Source organism: Roseococcus sp. YIM B11640 (assembly GCF_049727625.1).
In the GTDB taxonomy this organism is placed as follows: domain Bacteria; phylum Pseudomonadota; class Alphaproteobacteria; order Acetobacterales; family Acetobacteraceae; genus Roseococcus.
Window position 1 is genome coordinate 1,247,657 of the sequence record NZ_JBBJOZ010000002.1, and the last position, 11,873, is coordinate 1,259,529.

An 11,873-nucleotide genomic window follows, 5' to 3' on the forward strand; every position below is an offset into this window, starting at 1 on the left:
ACAATTAATCGAACGGCATTCAATTGACGGCACCACCACAGGCGATTTCAGTGGCCCGTCAGAGTTTTGGAGGCCTTTCATGAAGCTCCCATCCGACATCGGCGCCGCGCTCCAGCGGCACCGGGCCCGCCTCTCCCCCGGCTCCGATGGAGCCTTCGTTCTGTCCGATACCACCGCTGCCGGTTGGCAGGTGTTCGAACTGCCCAATCGCGATGTGGCCCGCGCCACCGTTCGTCTTCGTTTCGCCATCCGGCCCGCCGCAGAGGGCGAGACCAGCTTCTCCATCCATGAGGCGATCGGAGCCGAGGTCGCGCGCATCAGCCGCGAGGGCGAAGCGCAGCCTGTCGAAGGGAAGGCCACGAGCCTGTCCGTGCAGGATGGTGGGTCGGGCTGGCTGCGGGTGGACCTGGAATACTTCAACGTCGCGCCGTCCATCGTCCTGGGCCTCGGACGGCCGACCAGCCGCTTCGCCGGCGCGGGCAAGCCCCAGTTCGAGCTGAAGGATCTGGAAGTCGAGGTCATCAAGCCGCGCTGGACGCCCTCCGCCACCGATCCGCTCGTCATCGTCCAGAGCGGGGTCAACACCCTCGCGGAGCCCGCCTGGCTGCCCTTCGCCGAGGGGCTGAACGTCATCGCCTTCGGCACGGGCGAGGGCACGGCGCAGAAGGTGCTGAGCGACCGCAACGGCACCAGCAGCTTCCTCACGACGAAGGTCGCGGGCCATGGCTCCATCCTCAAGCCGGACGGTGCGCGGCTGAAGGCGTATCCCGCCGCCGCCGACTTCGCGCTGACGGGCGAGCACAAGGTCGAGACCTGCCGCTACGACACGCTGGTGAAGCAGGGCGCCGCGCCCGCGCCCGACGTGATCCGGCTAGAGGCGCAAGGCATGGAATACAATGCGCTGCGCGGCTTCGGCGACGTGCTGGACAAGGTGCTCGCCGTCGAGACGCAGCTTTATCTCTACCCCGTCTACCGCAAGCAGAAGCTGCTCGGCGACATCGTGGACCTGCTCGACAGCTCGGGGCTGGTGCTTCGCCGTGCCGCGCCGCAGCATCCGCGGGTGTCCGGCCGGTTCGGGCAGGAGTTGGTGAAGCTGACCGGCATCTTCATGCGCCGCCGCGCCGGGGTGGCGCAGCCCTCGCGATACGAGTTGCTCGAGGAAATCTGGGCGCTGCCCGCCGCGACCTGACCGCCAGCCGCCTTACTATCTTACTATCTTACCGATGCGCGGCGGTCAAAGGGCGCAACTCGCCCCTTGGCCCCGCCATCCTAGCTGGAAATCCCCCGGAAATCCAGGATTCCGCCTGCCTCAGCGCAGGATGGCGGGCAGCTCCAGCCCCTTCTCCCGCGCGCAGTCCAGCGCGATGTCGTAGCCCGCGTCGGCGTGGCGCATCACGCCGGTGGCCGGGTCGTTCCACAGAACCCGCGCCAGGCGCGCCCCGGCCTCGGGCGTGCCGTCGGCCACGATGACCATGCCGGCATGCTGGCTGTAGCCCATGCCCACCCCGCCGCCATGATGCAGCGAGACCCAGGTCGCGCCACTCGCCGTGTTCAGCAGCGCGTTGAGCAGCGGCCAGTCGGAAACGGCGTCCGTGCCATCCTGCATGGCCTCCGTCTCGCGGTTCGGGCTGGCCACGCTGCCGCTGTCCAGATGGTCGCGCCCGATCACGATCGGGCCGATCTCGCCGCGTGCGACCATCTCGTTGAAGGCGAGGCCGATTCGGTCCCGGTCGCCGAGGCCGACCCAGCAGATTCGCGCCGGCAGGCCCTGGAAGGCGATGCGCTGCTGCGCCATGTCGAGCCAGCGGTGAAGATGCGTGTCGCGGGGCATCAGTTCCCGCACCTTGGCGTCGGTCTTGGCGATGTCTTCCGGATTGCCCGATAGCGCGGCCCAGCGGAACGGCCCCACGCCGCGGCAGAAGAGCGGGCGGATATAGGCCGGCACGAAACCCGGGAAGTCGAAGGCGTTGGCCAGCCCCTCGTCCTTCGCCATCTGGCGGATGTTGTTGCCGTAGTCGAGCACGGCCGAGCCCATCTTCTGGAAGTCCAGCATGGCCTGCACATGGGCCACCATGGACTTCTTCGCGGCGGCGGCCACGGCCGCGGGGTCGCTCTCGCGCTTCGCCGCCCAGTCCTCCAGCGTCCAGCCGGCGGGCAGGTAGCCGTTACCGGGGTCGTGCGCGCTGGTCTGGTCGGTGACGATGTCCGGCACCACGCCGCGGCGCACCAGCTCGGGGAAGATCTCCGCCGCATTGCCCAGCAGCCCGACGCTGATGGCCTTCTTTTCGGCCGTCGCCTTGCGGATCATCTCCAGCGCCTGGTCGAGATCGTCGGCGCGATAGTCCAGGTAGCGCGTCTCCAGCCGCTTCTCGATCCGGCTGGGCTGGCATTCCACCGCCAGCACGCAGGCGCCCGCGAAGACGCCCGCCAGCGGCTGCGCGCCGCCCATCCCGCCCAGGCCGCCGGTGAGAATCCAGCGCCCGGCCAGCGAGCCGCCGAAATGCTGCCGACCGGCCTCGGCGAAGGTCTCGTAGGTGCCCTGCACGATCCCCTGGCTGCCGATGTAGATCCAGGAACCGGCCGTCATCTGGCCGTACATCATGAGTCCCTTGCGATCGAGCTCGTTGAAGTGCTGCCAGTTCGCCCAGGCCGGCACGAGATTGGAATTGGCGATCAGCACGCGCGGCGCGTCGCCGTGGGTGCGGAAGATGCCCACCGGCTTGCCCGACTGCACCAGCAGCGTCTGGTCGCCCTCCAGCTTCCGCAGCGCGGCCACGATCCGCTCGTAGCTGTCCCAGTCGCGCGCGGCGCGGCCGATGCCGCCATAGACCACGAGTTCGCCCGGGTTCTCGGCCACCTCGTCGTCGAGGTTGTTCATGAGCATCCGCATCGCCGCCTCGGTGGTCCATTGCCGGCAGGTGATCTCGAGCCCACGGGGGGCGCGGATGGCGGGGGCATTGCGGAAGCGGCTCTGGGACATGCGGGGCACCGATGGTTGAAGCGCGGATCATGGACAGGGATCGGCGCCGCGCCAACGCCGATTGGCCCCGGCGGGCCATCTGGGCTAGGAAGCCGCCCCATGTCCGAAGATCAGCTCCCCGACACGCCTCCCGACCGCCTCGCGAGCGACCCGCGCAGCCCCTATCACGATGCCGCCGCGCTGGAACGCGGGGTGGGCATCATCTTCAAGGGCGTCGAGAAGACCAATGTGGACGAGTACTGCGTCAGCGAGGGCTGGGTGCGGCTCGTCATGGGCAAGTCCGTGGGGCGCAACGGCCTGCCGCTCACGATGAAGGTGCAGGGAACGGTGGTTCCCTATTTCCGGGACCGGCCGCATCCGCTGAAGGGCTGAGGGCTCTCGCCACCCTCCCGCGACACACGCGACAGAATCGGCCTAGCCGCGATTCTATTCCCGGGATTATCATGACTTTACGTCCAGTTTCCGGGAAGATACGACCATGTCTCGCAGGCCGCTCCATCGCGCGACCGCCGCCCTGACGGCATCCCTCATGCTGGCCGGCTGCGTGACAACGCAGACCGGCCGTATCGGCGCGGATGATGGCCGCGACGTGTGCCGCCAGCAGCTGGTGGCCCTCGACAGCACCGGCGATTTCTACGGCGAGGACATCCTGACCGGCGCCGCCGTCGGCGCCCTCGGCGGCGCCCTGGTGGGCGGCCTCGCGAGCGGCAACTGGCAGGGCGCGCTGATCGGCGCGGCGGTCGGTGGCGCGACCGGCGCGGCCGTCGGCTACTACACCGCCCTCCAGCGCCAGGCCCGCGACCAGCAGGCCATCTTCGCGCAGATGAGCAGCGACCTGGCGCGCGAGAACGCGCAGCTCGACCGCACCCAGATCGCCTGGGACCAGCTGATGGACTGCCGCCTCTCCGTTGCCCAGCGCGTGCGCGAGGCTGTGAAGAGCGGCCGCCTCGACCGCCAGACCGGCCTCGCCCAGATGGCCGAGATCCGCGCGCGCGTGCAGAACGACATCCAGGTCGCCCAGCGCATCAACGCCAGCATCGGCCAGCGCGGCGCCCAGTTCGACACGGCGATCGAGAACACGATCCCCGGCGGCAAGAATGCCGTCGTCGCCTCCTACCGGCCGCCCGCCGCCGCCCGCGCGACGGTGCGCCGCGCCGTCGCGGTGAAGTTCCGCCCGGATGCCGGCAGCGCCGAGATCGCGCAGATCAACGCGCGCGACGTCGTCTCCGTCCGGCCCGGCCCAGCCGGCTATGCCCAGGTCGAGACCTCCTCGGGCGTGCGCGGCTACGTGCCCAATGACGCGCTGCAGGGCGCGCCCCGGCAGCAGGCGGCGGCCCCGCCCTCGGGCGGCGATGTCCGCTCGCTGGCGGCCACCAACATCTCCCGCCGCGACAATTTCTCGGAGAGCGTGAGCAATGCCGAGCGCCTGGCGCAGGCCGGCGGCGGCGGCTTCGAACTGGCGAGCTGAGGCCGTGCGGCGCTTGCGCCGCCTGGTTCTGACGCTCGGCCTGCTGGCCCTGGCGCCCATCGCCAGGGCGCAGGAGCCCCCCCAGGCCCCCATCCTTCGCATCGAGGCGGCGGCGCATATCGCGCCCGTCTCGCGCCTCGCCACCGATGCGGCGGGGCGCGTGCTGGCCAGCGTCTCGGACGACAAGACGCTCCGCCTCTGGTCGCTGCCGGACGGCACGCCGCTGGCGGTCCTGCGCCCGCCCATCGGGGACCGTTCGGAAGGCGAGCTCTACGCCGTCGCGCTGACGCCGGACGGCAGCCGGGCCTTCGCGGCCGGCTTCACCGGGCGGAGCTGGGAGAACGGCTTCTCCATCTACCTCTTCGAGACGGCGACGGGTCGGCTGCTGGCACGGCTGCCGGGCCTGCCGGCGCCGGCCCAGCACCTCGCCATCTCGCCCGACGGCACGCGGCTGGCGGCGGCGCTCGGCGGGCGGGCAGGCATCCGCATCTGGGACGCGCGGGACGGCAAGCCCGTGGCCGAGGACAGCCAGGGCTGGGCCGGCGCGGCCCGCATGGTCGCCTTCGACGCGCAGGGTCGCCTAGCCGCGACCTCGGCCGACGGGCGGGTCCGCGTCTACGACGCCAATGGCCGCAAGGTGGCGGAGCGCGCCCCGGTCCAGGGCGGCCGCCCCTACGGCCTCGCCTGGTCGCCCGATGGCGCCCTGATCGCGGTGGGCTTCGAGGACCGCCTGCGCGTCGAGGTCCTGGCCGCCAATGACCTGCGCACCGTGCTGGTGCCCGACGCCACCTGGCTCCAGGGCGAGGGGCTGCCGGCCGTCGCCTGGGCCTCGGACGGGCGGGGCGGCGTGCAGCTCTATGCCTCGGGCTATGCGCGCCGGCAGGGCGGCACGCCGGGCGCCGCCAATTTCGTGATCCGGCGCTGGTCGGATTTCGGCCTCGGGCCCGCGCGGGACATCCCGGCGGCCCGCGACGCCATTTCCCAGCTTCTGCCCCTGCCCCAGGGCGGGCTGGCCTTCGCGGCCGCCGACCCGGGCTGGGGACGCCTCGCGCCCGATGGCTCGCTGGTGCAGGCGCCCACGCCGCCGGGCGGGGATTTCCGCAACACCGCCGAATGGCTCGCGGCCAGCGCCGACGGGCAGCGCGTGCGCTTCGTGCTGCGGCCCGGCACGCCGCCGCTGGTCTTCGACGCGCAGACCGGCCAGCTCTCTGCCGAGGAAGCGCGCGACCTCGCCTCCGCGCGGCAGCAATCGCCCAGGATCAACGTCACCGACTGGCAGAACCGCGACCGGCCGCGCGTGAACGGGCAGCCCCTGCGCATCGGCGAGGGCGAGTTCAGCCGCAGCCTCGCCATCCTGCCGGGCGAGGAGCGCTTTCTCCTCGGCAGCGATTCCCAGCTCAGCCTCTTCGACCGGACCGGCCGGGTGCTCGACCAGGTCCCGACCCCCGGTGCGGTCTGGGGCGTGGTGGCGGGCGACGGGGTGGCGGTGGCGGCGCTCGGTGACGGCACCATCCGCTGGTACCAGACCGAGCCGCGCCTCGTGGAGCGGGGCGCGCTCTTCGTGCATGCCGAGACGCGGCGCTGGGTGTCCTGGACACCGCAGGGCCTCTTCGACCACTCGCCGCAGGGCGGGCAGGAGCTGGTCGGCGTCCATCTCAACAACGGTCGCGCGCAGACGCCCGAATGGGCCAGCTTCCAGCAGGCCTATCGCGCGCTCTACGCCCCGGCGGAGCTGCGCGCGCGCCTGCGTGGCGACAACGGCCCCGCCCAGGCCCGCATGAACGAGCTGGGTGAGGTGCGCGGCCGCATCGGCCGCCTGCCCGCGCTGGCGGCCGGCCAGGCCTGCGCCGTGATCGAGGGGGCGTGCAGCCCCGTCGCCTGGGGCAGTTCCGAACTGCCGGAGGGCGCCAGCGCGCTGCGCCTGACCTTCAACACGACCGACCGCGGGCTGGGCCTCGGGCCGCTCGACGTCATGGTGAACGACCGCATCGCCTATCGCGGCGCGGCGGTGCCGGGCGCCAATGCAGTGGAGGTGCCGCTCGACCCCGGCGCCAACCGCATTTCCGCGCGCCTCTACGCCGACGACCGGAGCCTCTTCGCCGAGGCCCCCTCGCTCGACCTGCGCCGGCCGGGCGAGGCACCGCCGCCGCCGGGTGCTGGGCGCCTCGTCATCGTGGCGATCGGCGTGGATCAGTACGCACAGACCGATCTCAGCCTGCGCTACGCCGTGGCCGACGCGCGCACCGTCGCCGAATCCCTGCGCAGCCGCGCCGACCGCGTCTTCCGCGAGGTGATCACGACCGTGCTCACCAATCGCGAGGCGACGCGCGCCAACATCATCGCCGCGCTGAACCAGGCGGCACAGGTGACGCGGCCCGAGGATACCTTCGTCCTCTACCTCGCCGGCCATGGCGTGCGGGCCGAGGGTGACCGGCGCTTCCTCTTCCTGCCGCACGAGGCGAGCACCACGAATTGGGACGCGCTGCGCCGCAGCGCGCTGGACGAGGGCACGCTGGTCGCCGCGCTCGCGCGCATCCGCGCGCGCGACGGCTTCCTCTTCATCGATACCTGCCATGCGGGGCAGGTCACGATCGACAGCCTGGCCGCGCTCGGCAACGAGACGGGGCGCTTCCTGCTCGCCGCCAGCACCAGCGTGCAGGAGGCGCTGGACAGCTACGACGACCGCAACGGCGTCTTCGCCTATGCGGTGCGCGAGGGCATGGGCGGCCGCGCCGCGACGGATGGCGAGGGCCGGGTTTCGGCGCTCGCGCTCGGCGAGTGGGTCACGCGCCGCGTGCCGCAGCTCGCGGCACAGAAGCACCATCAGCAGGATGCCGTGTTCCGCACGGCGCAACGCGATCTGCGCTCCTTCCCGCTCGGGGCCATCGCGCGATGAACATGACACGGAACTTCTTCCGAAGCGGCGGGACGGCGCCTAGGTTCGCGCTTCAGGTTTCGGGGAACGCAGTTGAGTGAGTCGCTAAATCTCGCGCAAACGGAGCGGCTGCTGGACATCTCGTCACCACTGGGTGATGGCGTCCTCGTCCTTCGGCGGCTCTCGGTGCAGGAGGCCATCGGCCGTCCTTTCGCCATCACGGCGGAAGTGCTGAGCGCGGAGATGGACCTGAAGCCGTCGGCGCTCATCGGCAAGCCCATCACCTGCGCGATCCGCACGGGCCATGTGGAGCCGCGCTACTTCCACGGCATCGTGCGCGCCTTCACCCGGATCGGTCCCTATGGGCGCGGCTTCGCGGCCTACCGGCTGGAAGCGGTGCCGCGGCTCTGGCAACTCTCGCGCACGGCCGATTGCCGCATCTTCCAGGAGAAATCGGTCAAGGACATCGTCTCGACCGTGCTGCAGGAGGGTGGTGTCGCGCCGGTGCGCTGGGGCGGCTCCGTCGCCAGCGGCCAGCGCACCTACTGCGTCCAGTTCAACGAGACCGACCTGGAGTTCACCCAGCGCCTGCTCGACGAGATCGGCAGCGGCTACTATTTCGAGCACAAGCAGAACGACCATACGATGGTCATCTGCGGCGCCAATGCCGATTACCCGCAGATCCCGGGCGAGCCGCAGGTGGTGCGCAACGAGCGCGACATCCACGGCTCGCTCACCGAATGGCAGCCTGTGACGGCGCTGCAGCCGGGCAAGATCGTCTCGCAGGATTTCGACGGGCTGAAGCCGAACACCCTGCTGAACAAGCAGTCGAGCACCATCCTGGGCACGCCCAACGCCTCGGCCTACGAGGTCTTCCACTGGCCCTCGGGCCAGACCGTGCGGCCTGAGGGCGATCTCTCCAAGCTGAACATGGAAGGCTTCGAGGCCGGCGCCGACCGCGTGCAGGCCACGGGCAACGATCCCACGATCTTCGCTGGCGGGCGGCTCAAGGTGCGACCGGGCCTGGACAATCCGCCGCCCGTCACCTGGCTCGTGAGCTCCGTGCGGCACGAGGCTTATGACGAGACGCACCTCGTGCGCGGCGGCAGCGCCGGCTACACCAATGCGCTGATGCTCATCGCGGCCGATCGCCCCTGGCGCCCGCCCGAGCCACGGCCGCGCCCGCCGATGAACGGCGTGCACAGCGCGATCGTGACGGGCCCGAACGGCGAGGAGATCCACTGCGACGAGTATGGCCGCGTCAAGGTCCATTTCCTCTGGGACCGCGCGGGCAAGCGGGACGACACTTCCTCCTGCTGGGTGCGGGTGGGGCAGAGCTTCTCGGGCAAGTGGGGCGGTTCCTGGACGCTGCCTCGCGTGGGCGACGAGGTGCTGGTCGCCTTCGTGGACGGCGATCCGGACCGCCCGGTCATCATCGGCAGCGTCTACAATTCCGAGCAGAAGCCGATCTACCAGCTCCCCGCCAACAAGACGCAGTCCGGCATCAAGACGCGGTCCAGCAAGGGCGGCGGCGCGTCGAACTTCAACGAGCTCCGCTTCGAGGACAAGAAGGGCAGCGAGGAGATCCATATCCAGGCCGAGAAGGACATGACCCTTCTCATCAAGAACGACCGGACGGAGACGGTTCGCAACAACCGCACGGAGACGGTGGACGGCAAGCACACCGAGACGGTGAAGCTGGACCGGACCGCCACGGTGAGCCAAGGTAACGAGAAGCTCACGGTAGAAATGGGCAACATGGATACCCTGGTGAAGCTCGGGAACATCACCGAGAAGGCCTCGCTGGGAAAGATCGAAATCGAAGCCATGCAGTCGATCACCCTCACGGTGGGTACGAGCAAGCTGCACATCACGCCGGTCGGCATCAGCCTCGAGGCGATGCAGATCGACGTGAAGGCCCAGCTCGCGCTCAACACCGAGGGCCTGATGAGCACGCATAAGGGCAACGCCATGATGGTCGTGAAGGGCGGCCTGGTGATGATCAACTGATGAGCGCGCAAGCCAACAAACTCAGTGCGGCGCTCGAACCGCTCCTTCCGCGCCTGGAGCTCGACTCCGATTGCGCGGCGCTGCTCACGGGCCTCGCCGATGCCGGCGGCGGCGTCGCGCGCCTGGCCGAGGCCGGCCGCATGCCGGATGCCATGCGCCTCCTCGCCCACGCCCTGCCGAAGCGCGAGGCCGTCTGGTGGGCCTGCATGTGCGCCCGCGCGGTCCCTGCGCTGGAGCCCGTGCCGCTCGACCTCGAGGCGCTGAACGCCGCGGAGGCCTGGGTCCGCAAGCCGGACGAGGCCACGCGCCGCGGCGCCATGGAGGTCGCGCAGCGCGGCGGCTTCCGCAGCCCCGAGGCCTGGGCCGCCGTCGCGGCCTTCTGGTCCGGCGGCAGCATGGCGCCCGAGGGCCAGCCCGTCGTGCCGCCCGCCGAGCACCTGACCGGCGTCGCCGTCGCGGGCGCCATCATGCTCGCCGCCGCGCGCCATCTGCCGCAGCGCGCCGACCAGCGCTTCATGAACTTCCTCGCCTCGGCACGCGACATCGCGAGCGGCGGCGCGGGACGCCTGCCGCCGGAGGAGCCCTGACATGCCCCCGGCCTCGCGCATCGGCGACATGCACCTCTGCCCCTTCGTCACGCCCGGCCTGCCGCCCATCCCGCATGTCGGCGGGCCGGTGGTGATGGGCATGCCCACCGTGCTGACCGGCGGCATCCCGCAGGCGCGCGTGACGGACATGTGCACCTGCGTGGGCCCGCCCGACGTGATCGTGAAGGGCAGCACGACGGTGCTGGTCGGTGGCCTGCCGGCGGCGCGCATCGGCGACAACACGGCGCATGGCGGCGTGCTGATCGTGGGGATGCCGACCGTGATGATCGGCGGGTGACGCGCGCTTGACGCGTTGGAAAGGCGGACCGCCCATGCTGCGGCGGTCCTGAGAGAAGCGCCCCATCCGGGGGCGCACCGGCGGGGTGAGAAGTCGCAATGGTCCTGGTGCTGTCCGTGCTGCGTTGTCCTGAACAGGCGATCCCTGAACAGCGGCGCGTGCCCGGCGGCGAGTATGTGCTGGGCCGCGGAGCGGATTGCAGCTGGCCGCTGATGGATCCCGACCGCGTGCTCTCCAAGCGGCATTGCGCCGTCGAATACCTCTCCGGCGCCTGGCAGGTGCGCGACCTCTCGACCAACGGCACCTTCGTCAACGGCGCCTCCGACCCCGTGGGGCGCGACCAGGTGCGCGTCCTGCGCGACGGCGACCGCTTGCGGCTCGGCGCCTACGAGATCGAATGCCGGGTCGAGGAGGAATCGATCGGCAGCGGGCGATGGCAATCGGCCAGCGCCATCCCCGACCCGATGGCGCCCCCTGCCGCCCCGGCCTCGGACATCTTCTCGGCTCCCCTGCCCGGCCTCTCGCCGGCGGGTGGCCCGCCCGGCGGGGCCGCTCCCCTGTTGCCGGCCGATTTCGACCCCTTCGCGCCCGAGGACCCCGGCCCCGTGATGCCGGACCACCAACCGAGCACGAACGACGTCTTCACCCCGCCGCGTGCCACCATGCCGGACCTGCTGCCGGGCGACTGGAACGCGGCGCCCGCGCCGAAGCCCGCTGCCCCATCCGCGCCCTCGGCCGATCCCTTCGCGCATCTGCCGGATCCCTTCGCGGATGCGCCGCCCGGCCAGGCCTTCGCCGCGTCGCCTCCGGCGCCCCCGGCCGCGCCCCCGCCCGCCGCTGGGCTCGACCCCTTCGCGGATTTCGCGCCGCCGGCCGCGCCGCAAACCCCGGCCGCCGCCACGCCCGATCCCTTCGCCGATCTGGCGCCCGTGCCGCCGCCCGCCTTTTCGCCGCCGCCAGTGGCGCCGGTGGCGCCTGCCGCGCGCGATCCCTTCCTCGACGTTCCGGCGCCCCCGCCCGCGGCACCGCCTCCGCCGGTGGTCAGCGTCGCAGTCGCGGTGACGCCCGCGGCAGCACCCGCGCCTTCGGGCGACATGCAGAGCGCCGTCGCGCTGCTCTTCCAGGCCGCCGGCCTGCCCGCGCCGCCGCCCGGCACCGACCCCGCCGCGGCCCTGGCCGCCGCCGGCGCCGCGCTGCGCGCCGCTGTCTCGGGCATGCGCGCGCTGCTCATCGCCCGCGCGGATGTGAAGCGCGAGTTCCGCATCGAGCAGACCATGCTGCGCGCCGCCGGCAACAACCCCGTGAAGTTCGCCGCCACCGACGACCAGGCGGTGCTGGCCATGCTCGGCCCCCAGGGCGGCGGCCCGGCCGCGATCCAGGAGACGGTGCAGGACCTCACCGCGCATCAGGTGGCGACGCTGGCAGCGACGCAGGCGGCCGCCAAGGCCCTGCTCACGCGGCTTTCGCCCGTGCCGCTGGAGACCGAGATCACGAGCGGCGGCCTGATGCCCGGCGCGCGAGAGAAGAAGCTGTGGGACGCCTACCGGCGCCTCCACCAGCAGGTCAGCGACCAGTTCGAGGATGATTTCGACAGTGCCTTCGGCAAGGCCTTCGCCCGTGCCTACGAGGACGCGGCACGCAAGGGCGGCTGAACG

Annotated in this window: 9 protein-coding genes; 8 read left to right on the forward strand and 1 reads right to left on the reverse strand. The window is 71.4% G+C overall.

Annotated elements, in window-relative coordinates:
- Positions 1 to 79: 79 nt before the first annotated feature.
- The gene (locus WJM96_RS13520; protein WP_424813013.1) at positions 80 to 1,189 is read left to right on the forward strand and encodes a hypothetical protein; all 1,110 of its coding nucleotides are present in this window, start codon (positions 80 to 82) and stop codon (positions 1,187 to 1,189) included.
- Positions 1,190 to 1,309: 120 nt separating this feature from the next.
- Here WJM96_RS13520 and hutU read toward each other — a convergent pair whose 3' ends face one another.
- Positions 1,310 to 2,980: a urocanate hydratase gene (gene hutU / locus WJM96_RS13525; RefSeq protein ID WP_424813014.1), complete on the reverse strand. Its 1,671-nt coding sequence runs from the start codon at positions 2,978 to 2,980 to the stop codon at positions 1,310 to 1,312.
- Positions 2,981 to 3,079: 99 nt separating this feature from the next.
- Here hutU and WJM96_RS13530 point away from each other — a divergent pair, with 99 nt between their 5' ends.
- The 7 genes from WJM96_RS13530 (at position 3,080) to tagH (ending at position 11,870) form a co-directional block, all read left to right on the forward strand.
- Complete coding sequence (locus WJM96_RS13530; protein ID WP_424813015.1) at positions 3,080 to 3,352, forward strand: DUF3297 family protein; 273 nt, start codon at positions 3,080 to 3,082, stop codon at positions 3,350 to 3,352.
- Between the two features lie 106 nt (positions 3,353 to 3,458).
- The gene (locus WJM96_RS13535) at positions 3,459 to 4,448 is read left to right on the forward strand and encodes a YMGG-like glycine zipper-containing protein (RefSeq protein ID WP_424813016.1); all 990 of its coding nucleotides are present in this window, start codon (positions 3,459 to 3,461) and stop codon (positions 4,446 to 4,448) included.
- A gap of 4 nt (positions 4,449 to 4,452) precedes the next feature.
- Positions 4,453 to 7,344, forward strand: a complete 2,892-nt coding sequence (locus WJM96_RS13540; RefSeq protein ID WP_424813017.1) for a caspase family protein — start codon at positions 4,453 to 4,455, stop codon at positions 7,342 to 7,344.
- A 72-nt stretch (positions 7,345 to 7,416) separates the two neighbouring features.
- Complete coding sequence (locus WJM96_RS13545; RefSeq protein WP_424813018.1) at positions 7,417 to 9,333, forward strand: type VI secretion system Vgr family protein; 1,917 nt, start codon at positions 7,417 to 7,419, stop codon at positions 9,331 to 9,333.
- A complete protein-coding gene (locus WJM96_RS13550) occupies positions 9,333 to 9,920 on the forward strand; it encodes a DUF6931 family protein (RefSeq protein ID WP_424813019.1) in 588 nt (195 codons plus the stop codon). The genes WJM96_RS13545 and WJM96_RS13550 overlap by 1 nt, the downstream gene beginning before the upstream one ends.
- Before the next feature lies 1 nt (position 9,921).
- Complete coding sequence (locus WJM96_RS13555) at positions 9,922 to 10,218, forward strand: PAAR domain-containing protein (RefSeq protein ID WP_424813020.1); 297 nt, start codon at positions 9,922 to 9,924, stop codon at positions 10,216 to 10,218.
- A 98-nt stretch (positions 10,219 to 10,316) separates the two neighbouring features.
- Positions 10,317 to 11,870: a type VI secretion system-associated FHA domain protein TagH gene (tagH, locus tag WJM96_RS13560; RefSeq protein WP_424813021.1), complete on the forward strand. Its 1,554-nt coding sequence runs from the start codon at positions 10,317 to 10,319 to the stop codon at positions 11,868 to 11,870.
- Positions 11,871 to 11,873 lie beyond the last annotated feature (3 nt).

Bases quoted from the DNA above. Each gene is read 5' to 3' on its own strand.
- WJM96_RS13535 (WP_424813016.1), top strand. From the start codon at position 3,459: ATGTCTCGCAGGCCGCTCCATCGCGCGACCGCCGCCCTGACGGCATCC.
- WJM96_RS13550 (WP_424813019.1), top strand. From the start codon at position 9,333: ATGAGCGCGCAAGCCAACAAACTCAGTGCGGCGCTCGAACCGCTCCTT.
- hutU (WP_424813014.1), bottom strand. From the start codon at position 2,980: ATGTCCCAGAGCCGCTTCCGCAATGCCCCCGCCATCCGCGCCCCCCGT.
- tagH (WP_424813021.1), top strand. From the start codon at position 10,317: ATGGTCCTGGTGCTGTCCGTGCTGCGTTGTCCTGAACAGGCGATCCCT.
- WJM96_RS13530 (WP_424813015.1), top strand. From the start codon at position 3,080: ATGTCCGAAGATCAGCTCCCCGACACGCCTCCCGACCGCCTCGCGAGC.
- WJM96_RS13555 (WP_424813020.1), top strand. From the start codon at position 9,922: ATGCCCCCGGCCTCGCGCATCGGCGACATGCACCTCTGCCCCTTCGTC.
- WJM96_RS13520 (WP_424813013.1), top strand. From the start codon at position 80: ATGAAGCTCCCATCCGACATCGGCGCCGCGCTCCAGCGGCACCGGGCC.